General features: G+C 72.8%; 17 protein-coding genes. 8 read left to right on the plus strand and 9 right to left on the minus strand.

The genetic code is table 11. The features are described 5' to 3' along the window. Positions 1 to 10 precede the first annotated feature (10 nt). Positions 11 to 916 carry an alpha/beta fold hydrolase gene (locus tag ASE87_RS05445; RefSeq protein ID WP_235472198.1) on the plus strand — a complete coding sequence of 302 codons (906 nt, stop codon included), beginning with the start codon at positions 11 to 13 and terminating at the stop codon, positions 914 to 916. Beyond that, positions 913 to 2,001 (plus strand): glycosyltransferase family 1 protein, encoded by a 1,089-nt coding sequence (locus ASE87_RS05450; protein WP_056226524.1) that lies wholly within the window; start codon positions 913 to 915, stop codon positions 1,999 to 2,001. Before ASE87_RS05445 ends, ASE87_RS05450 begins: the two co-directional genes overlap by 4 nt. A gap of 27 nt (positions 2,002 to 2,028) precedes the next feature. Here ASE87_RS05450 and ASE87_RS05455 read toward each other — a convergent pair whose 3' ends face one another. Both ASE87_RS05455 and ASE87_RS05460 read right to left on the minus strand, forming a co-directional pair. Continuing rightward, positions 2,029 to 2,694: a histidine phosphatase family protein gene (locus tag ASE87_RS05455; protein WP_231567081.1), complete on the minus strand. Its 666-nt coding sequence runs from the start codon at positions 2,692 to 2,694 to the stop codon at positions 2,029 to 2,031. Positions 2,695 to 2,705: 11 nt separating this feature from the next. Then, positions 2,706 to 3,548 carry an NAD-dependent protein deacetylase gene (locus ASE87_RS05460; protein ID WP_043594983.1) on the minus strand — a complete coding sequence of 281 codons (843 nt, stop codon included), beginning with the start codon at positions 3,546 to 3,548 and terminating at the stop codon, positions 2,706 to 2,708. 103 nt (positions 3,549 to 3,651) lie between these two features. On the opposite strand from ASE87_RS05460, the gene ASE87_RS05465 reads away from it, so the two are divergent. Both ASE87_RS05465 and ASE87_RS05470 read left to right on the plus strand, forming a co-directional pair. Further along, the gene (locus tag ASE87_RS05465) at positions 3,652 to 4,479 is read left to right on the plus strand and encodes an RNA methyltransferase (protein WP_056226525.1); all 828 of its coding nucleotides are present in this window, start codon (positions 3,652 to 3,654) and stop codon (positions 4,477 to 4,479) included. Further along, positions 4,476 to 5,708: a D-alanyl-D-alanine carboxypeptidase family protein gene (locus ASE87_RS05470; RefSeq protein WP_157489687.1), complete on the plus strand. Its 1,233-nt coding sequence runs from the start codon at positions 4,476 to 4,478 to the stop codon at positions 5,706 to 5,708. The genes ASE87_RS05465 and ASE87_RS05470 overlap by 4 nt, the downstream gene beginning before the upstream one ends. 101 nt (positions 5,709 to 5,809) lie before the next feature. Here the strand turns inward: ASE87_RS05470 and ASE87_RS05475 are convergent, their stop codons facing one another. Then, positions 5,810 to 6,598 (minus strand): SGNH/GDSL hydrolase family protein, encoded by a 789-nt coding sequence (locus ASE87_RS05475; RefSeq protein ID WP_043594980.1) that lies wholly within the window; start codon positions 6,596 to 6,598, stop codon positions 5,810 to 5,812. Positions 6,599 to 6,620: 22 nt separating this feature from the next. Here ASE87_RS05475 and ASE87_RS05480 point away from each other — a divergent pair, with 22 nt between their 5' ends. The 4 genes from ASE87_RS05480 (at position 6,621) to ASE87_RS05495 (ending at position 11,350) form a co-directional block, all read left to right on the plus strand. Then, on the plus strand, positions 6,621 to 7,823 hold the full coding sequence (locus tag ASE87_RS05480) for an acyl-CoA dehydrogenase family protein (protein WP_056226529.1): 1,203 nt from the start codon (positions 6,621 to 6,623) through the stop codon (positions 7,821 to 7,823). A gap of 102 nt (positions 7,824 to 7,925) precedes the next feature. Next, on the plus strand, positions 7,926 to 9,209 hold the full coding sequence (gene dinB, locus ASE87_RS05485) for a DNA polymerase IV (RefSeq protein ID WP_056226531.1): 1,284 nt from the start codon (positions 7,926 to 7,928) through the stop codon (positions 9,207 to 9,209). Positions 9,210 to 9,274: 65 nt separating this feature from the next. Further along, positions 9,275 to 11,077, plus strand: coding sequence for a DEAD/DEAH box helicase (locus tag ASE87_RS05490; protein WP_043595085.1), 1,803 nt, complete (start codon positions 9,275 to 9,277; stop codon positions 11,075 to 11,077). Positions 11,078 to 11,095: 18 nt separating this feature from the next. Then, complete coding sequence (locus ASE87_RS05495) at positions 11,096 to 11,350, plus strand: hypothetical protein (RefSeq protein ID WP_043594977.1); 255 nt, start codon at positions 11,096 to 11,098, stop codon at positions 11,348 to 11,350. On the opposite strand, the gene ASE87_RS05500 is transcribed toward ASE87_RS05495, so the two are convergent. The 6 genes from ASE87_RS05500 to ASE87_RS05525 form a co-directional block, all read right to left on the minus strand. Beyond that, positions 11,299 to 11,865 (minus strand): hypothetical protein, encoded by a 567-nt coding sequence (locus ASE87_RS05500; RefSeq protein WP_056226533.1) that lies wholly within the window; start codon positions 11,863 to 11,865, stop codon positions 11,299 to 11,301. The genes ASE87_RS05495 and ASE87_RS05500 overlap by 52 nt on opposite strands. Positions 11,866 to 11,956: 91 nt before the next feature. Then, on the minus strand, positions 11,957 to 12,505 hold the full coding sequence (locus tag ASE87_RS05505; protein ID WP_369700699.1) for an adenylyltransferase/cytidyltransferase family protein: 549 nt from the start codon (positions 12,503 to 12,505) through the stop codon (positions 11,957 to 11,959). A gap of 38 nt (positions 12,506 to 12,543) precedes the next feature. Then, a complete protein-coding gene (locus ASE87_RS05510; protein ID WP_162235863.1) occupies positions 12,544 to 13,935 on the minus strand; it encodes a hypothetical protein in 1,392 nt (463 codons plus the stop codon). Positions 13,936 to 13,988: 53 nt separating this feature from the next. Further along, positions 13,989 to 14,786 (minus strand): CDP-alcohol phosphatidyltransferase family protein, encoded by a 798-nt coding sequence (locus ASE87_RS05515; RefSeq protein WP_082059964.1) that lies wholly within the window; start codon positions 14,784 to 14,786, stop codon positions 13,989 to 13,991. Next, complete coding sequence (locus ASE87_RS05520) at positions 14,783 to 16,063, minus strand: glycosyltransferase family 4 protein (RefSeq protein ID WP_056226537.1); 1,281 nt, start codon at positions 16,061 to 16,063, stop codon at positions 14,783 to 14,785. Before ASE87_RS05520 ends, ASE87_RS05515 begins: the two co-directional genes overlap by 4 nt. Positions 16,064 to 16,140: 77 nt before the next feature. Beyond that, entirely contained in the window at positions 16,141 to 17,712 is a 1,572-nt protein-coding gene (locus ASE87_RS05525; protein WP_082452304.1) for a sugar transferase, read from the minus strand. Between the last annotated feature and the right edge of the window lie 639 nt (positions 17,713 to 18,351).

Below are 18,351 nucleotides of genomic sequence, written 5' to 3' on the forward strand. Positions count from 1 at the left end.
ACTCGGGCGCGTGATCGTCCGACCCCCGCGCGTGAAGTCGCCGTACCGTGCCCTCCTCGACGCCCGACCGGTGCGCGACGACGCCGTCGAGGTCGCCGGCAGCCTCACGCGCTACTGGACGTACGAACCGCCCGAAGGGCAGGAGGCGCGGGTCACCGTCGTCGCGGTGCACGGCTTCCGGGGCGACCACCACGGTCTCGAACCGGTCGTGGCGCACCTCGACCACGTGCGGGTGGTCATGCCCGACCTGCCGGGCTTCGGCGAGTCGACCCCGCTGGACGGCGAGCACAGCGTCGCGGCGTACGCGGGCTGGCTGACCGCGTTCGTGGCGACCCTCTCGCTCGGTGACGACGTCGTGGTGCTGGGGCACTCGTTCGGCTCGATCGTCACGTCGGCCGCGGTGGCCGACGGGCTCCGCGCCTCCCGGCTGATCCTGGTCAACCCGATCGCCGCTCCCGCCCTGCAGGGCCCGCGCGGCGTCGTGACGCGGCTGGCCGTCTTCTACTACTGGGCCGGCGCGGCCCTGCCCGAACGCGCCGGTCAGCAGGTGCTGCAGAACGCCGCCGTCACGCGGATCACCAGCCTCGCGATGGTCAAGACGCACGACCGGGCCCTGCGCCGGTGGATCCACGACCAGCACGACAGCTTCTTCTCGCGCTTCTCGGACCGTCGCGTGGTGCTCGACGCGTTCCGCGCCTCCGTCTCGAGCGACGTGAGCACGTACGCGGCCCGCGTCGCGGTACCCACCCTGCTGATCGCCGCCGACCGCGACGACATCACCGCCCTGCCGGCACAGCACCGGCTGCAGGCACTCTTCCCCGACGCGACGCTCGACGTGATCGAGGGGGTCGGTCACCTGATCCACTACGAGAAGCCGCGCCAGGCCGCCGCCGCGATCGGGGCGTTCGTCCGATGAGGATCGTCGTCGACTGCCGGTACGTCCGTGTCGGACGCCACGACGGCATCAGCCGGTTCAGCGCCGGCGTCGTGTCGGCCCTGGCCGAGCGCCACGCGGTGACGATGCTCGTCAGCGACCCGCGTCAGCTCGACAAGCTGCCCGACCAGCCGCACCTGCTCGTCAGCGCGCCCACGAGCGTCCTCGAGCCCCTCGTGGCCCGGCAGGTGAACCGGCTGCGTCCCGACGTCGTCTGGTCGCCCATGCAGACCATGGGCTCGGCCGGGCGCCGGTACCCGCTCGTGCTGACCCTGCACGACCTGATCTACTACACGAACCGCACGCCACCACCCGAGTTCGCCCTGCCGATCAAGCTGCTGTGGCGGCTGTACCACCTGGCCTGGTGGCCGCAGAGGGTGTTGCTGGACCGAGCCGACTCGGTCGTCACGGTGAGCCGTACGACCCGTGACGAGATGCGTCGCCACCGGCTGACCCGGCGTCCCGTGACGGTGGTGTACAACGCGGCCGACCCGGTCGACGCGGTCGAGCCCCGCACCGCACCCGCGCGGCGCGACCTCGTCTACATGGGGTCGTTCATGCCGTACAAGAACGTGACCGCGCTGGCCAGGGCACTGCCGTTGCTCGACGGGTACCGACTGCACCTGATGAGCCGGGTGTCCGAGGCCGAGCGCGCCTCCTTGGCGGCCCTGGCGCCCGCCGGGGCGCTGGTCTTCCACGACGGGGCGAGCGACGACGAGTACCGCGAGACGCTGCTCGGTGCGACGGCCGTCGTGACGGCCTCGCGGGCCGAGGGATTCGGCATCCCGCTCGTCGAGGGCATGGCGCTCGGCACGCCGGCCGTGGTCAGCGACATCCCGATCTTCCGTGAGATCGGTGGCGACGCGGCGCTCTACTTCGACCCGTCGTCGCCTGCGTCGATCGCCGCCGCCGTCCGTCGGCTCGAGGGCGAGTGGGAGGCGCGCTCGGCCGCGTCGGTCGAGCAGGCCGCCCGGTTCAGTTGGCGTGACTCGGCCGACGTGCTGCTGCGCCTGCTGGCCGACGTCGCCGCGGCGGGCAGCCACCGACGTCGACGCTCGGGACGCTGACGCCCCGGTCACCGACCGGACGGGCGCTCAGGCCGGATCGGCCGCGTCGCGCTCGAGGGGGTTCTGGTACTCGAAGGAGTAGGTGCCCGGGCGTTCGGACTCGACCTCGATCGGGTCGTCGAACTCGCGCAGCGTCAGGGCGTCGCCCGCGAACTCGAACGAGTGGATGGACCCGTTGCGGATGGGCACGCCGAGGTGCGCGTCGGTGTCGGGGGAGACGTGGTTCACCACCGCCCGGATGACCGCGCCGTGCGTCGCGACGACCACGGACGCGCCGTCGCCGTACCGGGCGGCGATCGCGGCGAGGGCGGGCAGCACCCTCGCGACGAGGGCCCCGCGACTCTCGCGGCCGGGCACCGGGGTGCCCGTGGGGAACCGTGCCTCGACCTGCTCGCCGGTCAGGCCCTCGGCGTCGCCGTAGCGGCGCTCGGCGACCTCGGGGGCGAGCTCGGGCGCGGCCAGGCCCAGGCGCTCGGCGATGATCGAGCCGGTCTCGGCCGCCCGCGAGAGAGGGCTGGCGACGACGGCGTCGAACCGGCGGCGCGCGAGCAGGTCGCCCGCCTCTCGGGCCTGCGAGCGACCGAGGTCGTTCAGGGGGATGTCGGTGGAGCCCTGGATGCGTCGGGCGCGGTTCCAGTCGGTCTCGCCGTGGCGGACCAGGTACAAGAGCGTCATCGTTCCTCCGGTGGGCACGGCCCTGGAGGCTACGCGCCCAGGTGCTCGGCCAGGGCCGTCAGGGTCTCCGACGTGCCGGCGTCCAGCTTAACCGTGGCCCGAGAGTCGCCCTTGGTGACGCCCCGGTTCAGGACGACCACGGGCAGCTTGCGGCGCGTCGCCTGGTCGAGCAGGCGGATGCCGCTGTTGACGACGAGCGACGAGCCGGCGACGAGCAGCGCTTCGGCGCCGACGACCATCGAGCGCGCCTCGGCGAACCGCTCGGTGGGCACGAACTCGCCGAAGAACACGACGTCGGGTTTGAGCAGGCCGCCGCACACCGTGCAGGTCGGCACGACGAACGCGTCGATGTCGTGCACCTCGACGTCGCCGTCCGGCGCGAGCCGCACCTGGTCGGGCTCGTCGATCCAGGGGTTCTCGGCGGCGAGGCGGGCCGCCACCATGTCGCGGGCGAACGCCTGCCCGCAGGTGAGGCAGACGACGCGGTCGACGGTGCCGTGCAGGTCGACGACCCGGCGCGACCCGGCGCGGACGTGCAGGTTGTCGACGTTCTGGGTGATGACGCCGTTCGTGACGCCGGCGGCCTCGAGCCGGGCCAGCGCGCGATGCCCCTCGTTGGGCCCGGCGGCACGGAAGGACTTCCAGCCGAGGTGGCTGCCGGCCCAGTAGCGCTTGCGGTAGCTCTCGCTCGAGAGGAACTGCTGGAAGGTCATGGGGTTGCGTGGCGGAGCACCCTCGCCCCGGTAGTCCGGGATGCCCGAGTCGGTGCTGACCCCCGCCCCGGTGAGCACGGCCACGCGGCGCCCGCGGAGGGCCTCGACCGCGGCCTCGAGGGCCTGCTCGTCGGTGGGGGCCGCGGGGGCGTTCGACACGGGTGGGGCTCCTTCGGGTGCGGTGACGCTAGCCTAAACGCGTCCCCCTCCGATTCGATTCCAGCGGTCGCCCGTCCGCCGGGGCCGTCCCCCGTGGAGCACCGTGCACGTCACCCGCATCACCGACCTCGACCACGAGGCACTCGCCGACTACAACCGGCTCACCGACGTCGCCCTGCGGCGCGTGTCCGAGCCCGAGGGCGGGCTCTACATCGCCGAGTCGACCAAGGTCATCGAACGAGCGCTGCGAGCGGGCCACGTGCCCCGGTCGGTGCTGATGACGGACCGCTGGCTGCCCGACATCGAGCCCCTCGTGGCCGACCACGAGGGCGAGATCTTCGTCGGCGACGCGGCCCTGCTCGAGACCCTCACCGGCTACCACCTGCACCGTGGCGCCCTCGCCGCCATGCACCGTCCCGAGCTGCCCACGGTCGAGTCGGTGCTCGACGGCGCGCGGCGCGTCGTCGTGCTCGAGGACATCGTCGACCACACGAACGTGGGCGCGATCTTCCGCGCCGTCGCGGGCCTGGGGGCGGACGCCGTGCTCATCACCCCGCGCTGCGCCGACCCGCTCTACCGCCGCAGCGTCCGCGTCAGCATGGGCACCGTCCTGCAGGTCCCGTGGACGCGCCTCCCCGAGTGGCCGGCCGGTGCCGAGTTGCTCCGTGAGGCGGGGTTCGAGGTGGCCGCCCTGGCGCTGAGCGACGACGCGGTGACCCTCGACTCCTACGCGGCCGCGCCTCCTGGCCGCGTCGCCCTTCTGCTCGGTACCGAGGGTGACGGACTCAGCCGTGCCGCCCTGCAGGCCGCCGACACCGTCGTCACCATCCCGATGCTGCACGGCGTCGACAGCCTCAACGTGGCCGCCGCCTCGGCCGTGGCCCTCTGGGCCCTCCGCGTGCCGGCGGGCGGGTCCGAGGCGGTCGCGTGACCGGCGTCGACGGGCGTCGTCGTCCGGGCGTCGTCCGGAGGCGCGTGGGCGTGATCGCGCTGCTCGCCCTGGTCGTCGCCGTCGGCGGGTACGTCCCCCTCGCCCTGCTCAGCCCGCTGGCGCCCGCCGCGGCGGACGTCGCCGCCTACACCGCGCCGGCCGAGGCGAGCCCCGATCTCACCTTCCCCTCGTACGGTGCGACGGCGGTCGAGGCGATCGGCTGGGACGACAGCCTCACGACGAGCGGCGACGAACGGCCCCGCCCGATCGCGAGCATCAGCAAGGTGGTCACGGCCCTCGTCGTCCTCGACGAGAGACCGCTCGACGGCGGCGACGGTCCGACGTTGACCTTCGGCCCGGCAGAGGCGGCCCTGGTCGACGCGTACCGGGCGCAGAACGGCAAGGTGGCACCGATGGCCGCCGGGCAGGCCCTCACCGAACGCCAGGTGCTCGAGGTCATGCTCATCGAGTCCGCCAACAACTACGCCGAGGTGCTGGCCCGGTGGGCGTTCGGCAGCGACCGGGCCTTCGTCGACGCCGCGCGGGCCTGGCTCGCCGACCACGACCTCACCTCGACGACGCTCGTCGAGCCGACCGGGCTGTCGCCGCAGAACACGAGCACCTCGACCGACCTGATCGAACTCGGGCGGCTGGCCCTGGCCGACCCCGACGTCGCCCGCACGGTCGGCACGGCGACGACGACCGTGCCCGGCATCGGCGAGATCAGCAACAGCAACGAGCTGCTCGGGCTGGACGGCGTCGTCGGCATCAAGACGGGCACCCTCGACGAGGCGGGCGCCTGCCTGCTGTTCGCGGCGGACTACACGATCGGCGGTCAGCAGGTCACGGTCGTGGGCGCCATGCTCGGCGGCGTCGACCACGACCAGCTGGACCGCGACGTGCAGGCCCTGCTCTCCAGCGTCGCCGACCGCTTCCGGACCGTCACGCTGACCATCCGCGGTGACGCCTTCGCCGACTACGACCTGCCCTGGGGCGACGCCGCCCGTGCGGTGGCCGCGGAGGACGCCAGCGTGCTCGTCTGGGGTGACGAGACCGTCGAGGCCTCGGTCGAGACCGACGACGTGGGGGCGGCCCCGGCCGGCACCCGCGTGGGTGACGTCACGTTCACCGTCGACGGAGAACGGCACGTCGTGCCCCTCGAGCTCGACACGACCATCGGCGAGCCCGGGGCGTGGTGGCGACTGACGCACCCCGACGAGGTGCTCTGAGACGACCGTTCGCACGGCGACCCGTTCGCACGGCGACCCGTTCGCACGGCGACCCGTCGCACGGCGACCCGTCGCACGGCGACCGCCCGGACGCCGACCGGTCAGACGTCGTCGCGGTGGACCATCATGACGGCGTCCGGACGCTTGGCCTGGACGAAGTCGCCCGACGACTGGTGTCGGATGCGACGCACGACCCAGGGCACGAGGTACTCGCGCGCCCAGCCCATGTCGTCGGCCCGGGCGCTGCGCCACGGTCGGCGCTCGAGCGGCTCGGGTGCGTAGGGGGCGAGGTCGTTCTCGACCGCGAGGGCCTGCAGGACCATCCGTGCGATCGTGTGGTGGCCGAGGGGGCTGAAGTGCAGCCGGTCCGGTGCCCACATGCGTGGGTCGACGAGCTGACGCAGCGCCCACATGTCGGCGACCACGGCGTCGTGCCGCAGCGCGATGGCGTGGACGTGCTCGTTGTAGATCGCGACCTTGCCGCGCAGGCGACCGAGGACCGGGGTGAGGCCGATGTCGGGCCCGGTGAAGACCACGACCGTGGCACCGTCGGACCGCAGTCGTGCGACCAGCCCTTCGAAGCCCGCGGCGACCTCGTCGGGGTCGGTGCCGGGGCGGATGATGTCGTTGCCCCCGGCCGAGACCGAGATGAGGTCGGGCCTCAGGGCGAGCGCGGCCTCGGACTGCTCGTCGATGATCTGCTTCAACAGGCGGCCCCGGACGGCGAGGTTCGCGTAGGCGAAGTCCTCGGTCGAGGCGCCCAACACCTCGGCGACGCGGTCGGCCCAGCCCCGGTGCCCCCCGGGGGAGCGCTCCTCGGGGTCGCCTATCCCCTCGGTGAACGAGTCGCCGAGGGCGACGTAACGGGACCACGGGTGTTGCTGACTCATGCGACCAAACTACTCTCGACGCGTGCCCGCACCGAAGCCCGCCCCCGCGTCCGACCCGACCCGCGCCTCCTGGTCGCCCGACGAGCTGCTGCCCGACGGGCTGCTCGAACGCTTCCGGGGGCGGGCCGCGGGCCACGACCGCGAGAACACGTTCCCCCACGACGACCTCGCCGAGCTGCGTGAGCGCGGCTACCTGCGGGCCTTCGTCCCGACCGACCGAGGAGGCGCGGGTCTCGGACTCGAGCAGGTCGCGTCCCTGCAGTCGCGCCTCGCGACCGCGGCCCCGGCGACGGCGCTGGCGGTCAACATGCACCTGGTCTGGACCGGGTGCGCGGCCGTGCTGCACGCCCGGGGCGACGACTCGCTCGACCTCGTGCTCGAGGACGCCGCCCACGACGAGGTCTTCGCCTTCGGCGTCAGCGAGCCCGGCAACGACCTCGTCCTGTTCGACTCGGTGACCTCGGCCGACCCCACGGGCGACGGCGGCTACCGGTTCACCGGCACGAAGGTCTCCACCTCGCTCTCGCCGGTCTGGACGCGCCTCGGCGTCTTCGGACGGGACGACTCCGACCCGGACTCGCCGGCCCTCGTCCACGGGTTCGTTCACCGCGACCAGCCGGGCCACGCCTCGCTCGAGGACTGGGACACCGTCGGCATGCGCGCGACGCAGAGCCACACGACCCGGCTCGCCGGAGTCGAGGTCCCCGCCTCGCGCATCGTTCGTCGACTGCCCGTCGGCCCGAGCGCCGACCCGTTCGTCTTCGCCGTCTTCGCCGTGTTCGAGACGACCGTCGCCGCCGTCTACCGGGGACTCGCCCGCCGGGCCCTCGAGCTCGCCGTCGAGTCGGCCCTCGGGACGACCTCGAGACGCGCCGGGGGAGCGGCCAGGGCGCTCGACCCGGTCCTGCGGTGGCGCGTCGCCGACGCGGGGCTGGCGGTCGACGGGCTCGAACCCCAGGTGGACCAGGTCGCGCGGGACGTCGACGCGCTCGTCGACCACGGTGCCGACTGGCCGAGGCTCGTGGTCGGGCTCAAGACGCGCGCCACCGAGACGGCCCGCGCAGTGGTCGAGCAGGCGGTCACCGTCGCCGGGGGTTCGTCGTACCGGTCGTCATCCGAGCTCGGGCGCCTGCAGCGCGACGTCCTCGCCGGACGTTTCCACCCGTCGAGCACCGACTCGGCGCACGCCACGATCGCGGCGGCGCTGCTCGGACCGGGGGCCTGACGGGCTCGCACGCCCGGTCGAGGCGGGACCCGTCACCCGGGCGGCCCGGGGGGCCGCGTCCCGGGCGATGCCGATGTCGGTGGCTCGTGTGAGGATGCTCCGGTGAGCAAACAAGACGGCAGCGGGCGACTCGTCACCACGGTGCCGACGGACGATGCGACCGCACCGATCTTCCACGTCGACATGGACGCCTTCTTCGCCTCCGTCGAACTGCTCGACCACCCCGAGTTGCGGGGGCGACCCGTGGTCATCGGGCACCGCTCCGACCGTTCGGTCGTCACGGCCGCCACCTACGAGGCACGCAAGTACGGGGTCAACTCGGCGATGCCCATGGCGATCGCGTTGCGTCGCTGCCCGCAGGCGGTCGTGCTCGAACCGCACTTCGAGAAGTACCAGCACTGGTCCTCGCGCGTCATGTCGATGTTCGACGACGTCACGCCACTGGTCGAGCGCCTCGGCATCGACGAGGCGTTCCTCGACGTCAGCGGGTCGATCCGCCTCATGGGCTCCCCGTTCGAGATCGCCACGGCACTTCGTCGCCGGGTGCACGCCGAGACCGGCCTGCACTGCAGCATCGGTGCCGCGTCGACCAAGTTCGTCGCCAAGCTCGCCTCGAGCGTCGCCAAGCCCGACGGGCTCCTGCTCGTGCCGCACCGTCACACCCTGGCCTTCCTCCACCCGCGGCCGATCAGCGCTCTCTGGGGGGTAGGGGGCAAGACCGAGCAGGTGCTGCTCGACCGTGGCCTGCGAACGGTCGGCGACGTCGCCGCGGCCCCCCTCGACATGCTCGTCCACGCGGTCGGGCCGGCGGCCGGCGCGAAGCTGCACGACCTGGCGTGGGGCCGCGATCCCCGCAGCGTGCACACCGAGACGGCCGAGAAGAGCGTCGGCAACGAGAACACCTTCGGCACCGACGTCGTCGACCCGGTCGTCGTCCGACGCGAACTCCTCCGCTTGAGCGACAAGGTCGGCACCCGCCTGCGGGCCGCGGGCGTGAGCGGCCGCACGGTCGTGCTCAAGCTGCGGACCACCGACTTCGTGACGATCACGCGGTCTCGGACGCTCGCCGACCCGACCGACCTCGGTCGCCGCATCTACGACGAGGTCGTCTCCCTCTACGAAGCCACGGGGAAGCAGCACGAACGCATCCGGCTCGTCGGCGTGCGCGTCGAACAGCTCAGCGAGGGGACGGGCGGTAATTCGCTCGGCCTGTGGGACGACGACGCCGACTGGCGCGAGGCGGAGTCGACCATGGACGCCCTCCGGGCCAAGTTCGGGTCGGCCATGCTGACGCCCGCCTCGCTGCTCGGCGCCTCGCGACGTCGACCCGGCACCTCCGGTCGAGATGCCGGTGCCGCGTCCGTCGACGACGCCGGTCGAGGGTAAACTCGGTTCGAGTGAGCACCGCCAACGCATCCGACCCCGCCGGGGGTGAGCAGCACCTCGACGGCCTGTCGTCCGACCCGCTCGACGTCGGCGTCTCGGCAGGCAACTCGGCCGCCGAACATCTCTCGCCCGCGTTCCCCGAGCGGGCCGCTTGGGGCACCGCCAGCAAGTTGCGCGCGTGGCAGGCCGACGCCCTCGAGCTGTACTTCTCGACGATGCCGAGGGACTTCCTCGCGGCGGCCACGCCGGGCGCCGGCAAGACGACGTTCGCCCTCCGCCTCGCGACCGAGCTCCTGTCCCGCGGCGAGGTCGACCGTGTCGTGGTCGTCGCTCCCACCGAGCACCTGAAGCGCCAGTGGGCCGACGCCGCCGACCGGGTCAACCTCCGCCTCGATCCGATGTTCAAGAACGCCGACGGCACGTTCGGGCGGCACTACCACGGCATCGCCGTCACCTACGCCCAGGTCGGCATGAAGCCCGAGGTGCACAAGGCCATCACGACGGCCGGTCGCACCCTCGTGATCCTCGACGAGGTGCACCACGGCGGCGACGCGCTCAGTTGGGGCGACGGCATCCGCGAGGCCTACACGGGCGCGACCCGCCGCCTCTCCTTGACGGGCACCCCGTTCCGGTCCGACACGGCACCGATCCCGTTCGTGCAGTACGCGCCCGACGAGCACGGCATCCGCACCTCGAGGGCGGATTACTCCTACGGCTACGGTCGCGCCCTCGCCGACGGTGTCGTGCGTCCCGTCCTCTTCATGGCGTACGCCGGGCAGATGCGCTGGCGCACCCGGATGGGCGACGAGATGAGCGCATCCCTCGGCGAAGCCGTGACGAAGGACATCACGGCTCAGGCCTGGCGCACGGCGCTCTCACCCCAGGGCGACTGGATCCCGGCCGTCCTCTCGGCGGCCGACAAGCGTCTCACCGAGGTGCGCCGGGGCGTTCCCGACGCCGGCGGTCTGGTCATCGCCACCGACCACACCGCGGCTCGGCAGTACGCGGCGGTGTTGCAGAAGCTCACGGGCGAGCGCCCGACCGTCGTCCTGAGCGACGAGAAGGCCGCCTCCGACCGCATCCAGGCCTTCTCCGACGGTGACAGCCGCTGGATGGTCGCCGTCCGCATGGTGTCCGAAGGCGTCGACGTCCCGCGGCTCGCCGTCGGCGTGTACGCCACCTCGGCCTCGACGCCGCTCTTCTTCGCCCAGGTCGTCGGTCGGTTCGTCCGGGCCCGGCGACGGGGTGAGACCGCATCGATCTTCCTGCCGAGCGTGCCCAGCCTGATGGCCCTGGCCAACCAGCTCGAGCTGCAACGCGACCACGCGCTCGACCGGCCCACCGACGCCGACGACGGGTTGTTCGCGCCCGAGGAAGACATGATGGCTGCGGCCAACCGCGACGAGAAGGCGTCGAGCCTTCTCGAGCAGCAACCGTTCGAGGCCCTCGACTCGCAGGCGTCGTTCGACCGGGTGCTCTACGACGGAGGCGAGTTCGGCACCGGTGGCGAGATCGGCAGTCTCGAAGAACTCGACTTCATCGGCATCCCCGGTCTGCTCGAGCCCGATCAGGTGCGCGACCTGTTGCGGCAGCGCCAGGCGACCCAGGCACGACGGGCTCCGAAGACCGGGTTGCCGACGACCGTTCCGGTCGACGAGGCCCGGCCGCTCTACCAGACGATCAAAGAGCAGCGGCAAGAGCTCAGCAGGCTGGTGTCGATCTGGTCACGTCATTCGAACGAGCCGCACGGGCTGATCCACGCCGACCTCAGGCGCATCAGCGGGGGGCCGTCGGTCGCCCAGGCCAGCACCGAGCAGATCCAGAAGCGCATCGACGTGCTGCGCGGTCGCCTCGGCCAGCGCGCCTGACCCGGGTACGATCGACCGATGCTGGACGAGAACGTCCCCGATCGGTGGACCGTGCGCGCCGATCCCGAGGCGGCCCCCGAGGCTGTCGTCGAGCGTTTCGGCGGCGGGTACCGGCTCAGCCGGTGGAGTCCGACCGACGCCGAGCCGGCCCGACTGGGCGTCTACACGTCCCCGGAACTCGCCGAGACCGCCTGGTGGCGCCTCGTCGACCGCGAGCAGGGTCAGGGCAGGCGGACGATGTCGACCAGGCGGACGGGGCTCGAGGACGCCTGAGGGACACCACCCCGTGCTGTGCGTCCGCCCGTTCCACGGCCCGCGTCGAGCACGGACACGCCGTCGTCGCCGCACAGCAGGACCGGTCGGACCTCGAACGGTCGTCCTCGACCGAGCACCCGGAGCCCTTCGGCCCACCGTCGATCCGAAGGAGCGCACGACGCGGCCCCGACCCTCTCGAGGACGAACGCCACGGTCCCGGCGCCGAACTCCGTGGCGACGGCCGCCAGGGCGTCACCGTAGTGGTCCAGGGCGGAGGTGTCGGGCACCTCGGGGATTCCCTCGAGCGGCACCATGAGGGGCAGGGGGACGTCGTCGTCGTCGAAGAACAACGTCCAGAGCTGCCGACGCACCGCCACGGGGACGATGGCCTCGACGTGCCGGACGAGGTCGGCGACGTCGCGGACGGGCGCGTGCGGATCGACGGCCCGTGCCGGGTCGTACTCGTCGCGGGCCCCGATCCCGTCGTCGGGCGGTCGGGCGGGGGTGGTGTCGAGGACCGAGGTGAGTGTCATGGATCGAGCATCTCGGGCCGCCACGACGCTCGGTGGGTTCTCCCCAGTCGCCACCGTCGTCGACGGGCGATGCCGGGCTGGGGAGGACCGGTCAGCCCTGGAGCCGGACGGAGTCGCCGACGGTGACCGGTTCGGCGCCGTGGCCCGGTGCACCCGAGAGGGCCCGGAGCGCGCGACGGAGCACCGTGCTGGACGTGCTCATCGTGTACGGGAAGTAGACGACCTCGACCCCCACCTCCCCGAACTCGCGCTCGAGCCGGAGGCCCTTCTCGGTGCCCCGCCAGTCGTCGCCCTTGAAGAAGACGTCGAAACGCAGTTCGCGCCAGACGTCCATCTTGTCGGGCACCGTCTCGGCGTGGACGCCGTCCACGACGTCGATGTGACGGACGATCTCGAGTCGTTCGGCGAGGGGGACGACCGGCGAGATCCCCTTCGTCACCTGCAGCATCTCGTCGGACACGACCCCGGCGATGAGATGGTCGCACTGCGCGGACGCGTGCCGCAGCAGGTTCAGGTGGCCGATGTGGAACAGGTCGAAGGCGCCGGCCGCGTAGCCGACCCGGCCCGCGCCTCCTCGTCCTCTCCCGACCTCGACGGGGTCGAGGGCGAGGCCGGTGGCGGGGGTGGGGATGACGTCCACGGGTGTGGTCCTCTCGGAGGGGTGCTGCTCGGGTGTGGTCACGACAGGGCACCGGGCCGGCGTCGGAGGCGGGGGAGGTCCTGGAGCGGACGGGTCCCGCCGGCGTGGTCGACGAGGTCGGCGATGCTGAAGGAAGGGGCGGGTTCCGCGACCGGCTGGCGGATGTCGTCGTCCAGCCAGGTGGCACGCACCAGGACCCGGCGCCACGGGGGCACACCGGTCAGCACGACGCCCACGGGCTGGACGTCCAGGCTGAGCAGTTCGGCGCTCAGGCTCCGGAGGGACTCGGCGGTCGTGACGCCGGACCGGACGACGAGCAGCACGCCGTCGACCTCGTCGGTCACGCTGCGCAACGCGAGCGGGTGGGAGTCGCTCGAAGCCTGCACGACGGACACGTCGTAGTCCTCCCGGAGGGCGGCGAAGAACGCGTGGGTCCCGGAGCGGACCAGATGACGGGACGACGCCACGACCCCGTCGGGCACCGGCACGCGGTCGTATCCGTGCCGATCGGCCTCGACCTCCTCGGGCACGGCGCCGACGGGCACCGTCGAGGGGCGGGACAGGGTGCGGGTGTCGAAGTCGGACTGGACCAGGGCGCAGGTGGCGCCGAGCTCGACGACGGCGCGCGCGAGACCGCCGTCGACGCCGACCGCCTCGCGGACCGAATCGGTCCGTGCCAGCAGGAGCGTGGCGGGCAGTGCGCCGCCGCGCAGTGCCCGCGTGTTCTGGACGATCTCGCGGAGGGCCGTGCGGGTCCGGGCGGACGAGACCCCGGTGACCGGGTCGTCGACGTGTCGGAGGGCCCCCGGGAGCTGTCCCACGACCGGGAGCCCCGTGATCCGGCGGACGTCGTCGACCGAGTCGACCGTCGGCCGGGCACGGGAGAGGACGAGCGCGCCCGCGAGGCCCACGGCCAGACCGGCCAGGAGTCCCGAGAGCATCGTCAGCGCGAGGCCCGGTTCGTCAGGCGTCGTCGGCACGGCCGCGGGGGAGGTGAGGTCGAGCGCGACGGTCCGACCGTCCGGATCGCCCTGGGACTCCACGCGGTCCACGACCGCCGTGAGGCTCTCCGCGACGTCGTCGGCCAGCGAGGCCGCCTCGTCGGGCGTCCCGGCCGTCGTCTGCACGCGGAGGACGGCGGTGCCGCCCGGGTTGACCACCGAGACCCGTTCGGCGAGTTCGTCGACGGGCACGCCGAGGTCGGCGGCGACCGGCCCGAGGACCTCGGGGCTCGTACCCAGCTCGGCGTAGGACGCCACGCGCTGCTGAGGGAACTGCCCTCGGGCCGCGAGGCCCGATCCCGGGGACTCAACGCGGACGAGGAGGGTCGCCTCGGCGCGCCAACCGGCCGGAGCTGCTTGCGACGCGCCGACGCCGGCGGCCACCCCCAGGAGGGCCGCCACGCCGACGAGCGCGGCATGGCGTGACACGGCCCGACCGAGACCACCGACGAGGGCACGTCGGGCAGGTGCGCCCTCGCGGCTCACGGCCTCGACCCGATCGACGGGGGCGTCACGGACTTCAGTTCGCGGAACCACTTCGGCAAGGCGAGGACGAGGTAGCCGGCGTTGGCGACGAGGAGGGCGAGGTAGACCACGGTGAACGCGGGCGGCCAGGCCAACAGGACGAATGCGAGGCACATCAGGCCGTAGTCCGTCGGGACGACCGCCAGGGAGTAGAGCAGCCCTGTACGACGTCCCACGGGCGCGGCGACGCCGGTCCGGGCCGCCTCCGCCCGGCGGAGCTGATCGGTCAGGACGATGGCGAAGAACGCGACCGTCGCCACGACCTGGTACACGAGCGGTGCGGCCAGCAGGGCCTCGCGACCGTCCGGTTCACGCAACCACGACGCGAAGACGGCCAGGTGCAGCACCGCGATCTTGGTCGCGTCGATGACGTGGTCGAGCCACTCGCCCGCGGGGCTGCCGCCACCACGGAGTCGGGCGACCTGCCCGTCGGCCGAGTCGAGCGCGTATCCCACGACGAGGAGCAGGACGACGGCCACGGCCGTGCCGATGCCGGACGGCGCGAGGGCGAGGACGGCGATGCCCGCGAAGGTGCACGCCGCGCTCAGAGCGGTGACCTGGTTCGGCGTCGCACCCAGCGTGTAGGCCACCGCGGCGGCCCAGCGACCGAGGCGGCGGTTGACGAAGCGCGAGTAGGCGGGCGCACCCGTCGACGGCTTCTGGGCCGACGCCAGGGCGGCGAGGGCGGGCCGCACGGCACGGGGCACGGCGGGTCGGGCCGTGGTCGACGCAGAGGTCGTGGTGGTGTCGCTCACGAGGCCACCGCCAGCGAGTCGACGTCGGCCGTGTGCAGTTCGCGCGTGACGACGGCACCGATGCGGCGGCGCATGCGTTCCGGCGTGAACCGCTGCAGGTAGGCCTCGCGGGCGTGGCGCCCGGCGACGGCCAGGGTGAAGACGTCCATCGACGCGAGGATCGCCGTCAGGCCGTCGACGTCGCGACGGTCGAAGAGCCAGCCCGTGCGGCCCTCGTCGACGACCTCCTCCGGACCACCGGAGCGGCTGGCGATGACGGGACGCCCCTGACTGAACGCCTCGAGGGTCACGAGTCCGAACCCCTCGAGGGTGTCGGTCGGCAGGATGACCGCGTCGGCGTCGCGCAGGTAGGGCGACGCGTCGTCGACCTCTCCCACGACGACGACCGTCTCGGGCCGCGAGACGATGGCGGCGACGAGACCCGGCACGTCGACCGAGGAGCCGACGGCCGGGGGGCCGCCCAGGACGACGAGCTGACCGGGGCAGCCCGCCGCGTTCCACGCGGTGAGCAGCGTCGCGTGGCCCTTGTGGCCGTTCCATCGGCTCGCCACCACGTACTGGGGCTCGCGGCCCTCGGTGCGGTCGCTCGCGGCGATCGACCGGTCCGAGACGCCGTTGTGGACCACGACCGCACGCGAGTCGTCCGAGAGGCCGGACGAGTCGAGCACCGAGCGCGACACGGCGACCAGCGAGGTGCAGGCGCGGGCCAGAGGACGGAGGCCACGACGGTCACCGGCGCTCCAGGGCTCTTGCAGGTGTCCCACGACGCGGCGGACGCCCATGGCCCGGGCGACGGGAGCGACGACGAGACACGCGCTCGTCGCGCAGTAGACGAGGTCGAAGTGGCGTCCGGACAAGCGGAGCGCCGTACGGGCCGCGTCACGGGCCAGGCGGACGAGTCCGAGCGGCCCGAGCCGGGTCCGGCGCAGGATCGGCAGGGGCGTCCGCTCGACGCGTGCGCCGAGTTCGCGCAGCCTCGGACCCAGGGGCCCGACCGCGACGTCGGAGGGCAGCCAGACCGTGACGTCGAGGTCGTCGCGGGCGGCGAGCTCGCCGACCACCTCGAGGACGATCCGGTCCGAGCCGTACATCTCGTCGGACGAGTGCACGAGCAGCACCCGGCTGCGACGCGATCCCCTCCGGCGGCGGGGGAGTTCGGGCAGGTCGACGCCCGCGCGGGCGTCCTCCCGAGTGGCCGGTGCGGCGGTCACCGTCGGTGCGGCGGTCGCCGCCGGTGCGGACTCGCGGTCCCTGTAGTGCCTGATGTCGACGGACATGCTGTCTCCCCTGTCGTCGTGAGCGTGGTCCGGGCCCGTGAACGGCCCGTGGTGGTCTCGGATGCTGCTGGACGGGCTCAATACGCTCCCCGGTGCTCGAAGAGCACGCGGACGGTGCGCCACATGATGACGAAGTCGACCGTCAGCGACCAGTTCTCGACGTAGTAGAGGTCGAGACGGACGCTCTCCTCCCAGCTGAGGTCGCTGCGCCCGTTCACCTGCCACATGCCGGTGAGACCGGGCTTGATGTAGAGACGTCGGTGGACGTGGTCCTCGTACCCCTCGACCTCGCGGGGGAGGGGCGGCCGGGGCCCGACGACGCTCATCTCGCCCCGGACGATGTTCCACAGCTGGGGCAGCTCGTCGAGCGACCAGCGGCGGAGGACACCGCCGACGCGGGTGACCCGGGGGTCGGACTTCATCTTGAAGAGGAGGCCGGCGCCCTCGTCGGCCTGCGTCAGGTCGGCGAGACGGCTCTCGGCGTCGACGACCATCGAACGGAACTTCAGCATCTCGAAGGTGCGCCCGTCCCGGCCGACCCTGCGCTGGCGGAACAACACCGGGCCGGGGCCGTCGAGCCGCACCGCGAGGGCGACCACCGCGAACACCGGCGCGAGGACGACGAGGGCGGCGGACGCCAGCACCAGGTCGGACAGACGTTTGAGGGCGTGCCGCGGGCCGTCGAACTGCGGCAGCTCGACGTGCATCAGGGGAAGACCCTCGACCGGACGGTAGTGGATGCGCGGCCCGGCGACGTTCGTCAGTCGTGAGGCGATGACGAGCTCCGTCGCGCGTCCCTCCAGCGACCATCCGAGGTCGCGGAGGTACTCGCGGCCACGACCGGGTTCGCCGGCGACGATCACGCTCTCGGCGCCCAGACGCCAGACCGCACGGGGGACCCCGTCGAGGTCGGCCACCACGGGGACGACGCGACCTCCTACGACGATGCCCCGCGGGTCGGCGTCCGGGACGGCGGCCCCGACGACGTCGTACACGGCACCGCTCGTCTTGTCGATGCGACGGACGACGTCCGCGATGTCGTCGCGAGACCCCACGACGACCGCCCTCGAGAGGTAGTGACCTTTCGCACGCTGACGCTCGAGCCAACGCCGCATCGTCCACCGGCCGACGACCAGGCCGGCCCCGCCGACGGGCAGCGCCACGAGGAAGTAGCCCTCGCCACCGATGTGACCGACCGACGCGAACCCGATCGCCACGACGGCGAACGCCCAGACGCTGGCCGTGAGGAGGCGCTTGTACTCGACGACGCCGCTGCCGACGACTGCGAGGTCGCGGGTGCGGTGCAGCGTCAGGCACAGGGTCCAGACCAGTCCCACGACGACGGGCAGCACGGGCGAGCCGACCGACTCGACGAGGGTGGTCGCGTCCGAGCCCCGACCGGCGGCGATGGCCCTCGCGGCGTCCACCGCGACGGCACCGACGATGCTCAGGGTCAGGACGACGGTGTCGACGAGGCGGAGGCGGCGCCGGTAGCGGCGAGCCCAGGCCGCGCCGGACTCGGCGTCGTGTGTCGCGGCGGGGGAGGCGAGGGGAGCCTCCGACTCGGGCAGGTCGAACGGGGGGTCGATCCGTCGGGGTGACGACGGTCCGACCAGGACTGAGCGGAGTTCGCTCTGCGTGCTGGACATCGGGTCTCGGGTTCGGGTAGGCGACGGCACGCCCACGTCGGTGGTGACGACGGGGCGGTGGCGGGCGGTCGATCGAGATTCGGGTTCGATCGACCGCCCAGGCGTCGCGCCGCGGCACGGACGTCACGAGGGTGCGCGACGGCGGCCGGGGCGGCGACGGGCGCGCCGGGCAGCGGGTCTGCTCGGCGCACGATTCGGGTCGGTGCGGTGATGTGGGAGCACGAGCTCCCGGGGAGAGGGTCGGGTTTCTCGGGTTCCTGGTGATTTCGGGTCGACCAGGAGGATGCTGTGACTCTAGTTCGGGGGGCACCCGACGCAGGAGCCCATCGAGACCCCCCGTTCGGGGGCGGTCGTGTCCCCCCTGTTGCCGACACCCGAACGGGTGACTCCCGACCCCCGTCGTGTCACCCGTGCGGGGGTGACAAGGAGCCGTGAAACGGGCCGGTGCGGCGTGTCCCCCCGAAGGCAGGACGCGAGCATCCGGTCACCCTCTGCAAAATACCTGATCAGAGGCCTGATCACACCTACCAACGGATGCTCGGCACGCGAACGAGGACGGCGTTCACCATCACGACACGTGTCGTTCATCCGACCTCGTCCCCCTCTCGGAGGACACCGGTGGGGTACAGACGGACAGCG

Origin of the sequence: Frigoribacterium sp. Leaf44 (genome assembly GCF_001421865.1) — a bacterium.
GTDB lineage: Bacteria > Actinomycetota > Actinomycetes > Actinomycetales > Microbacteriaceae > Frigoribacterium.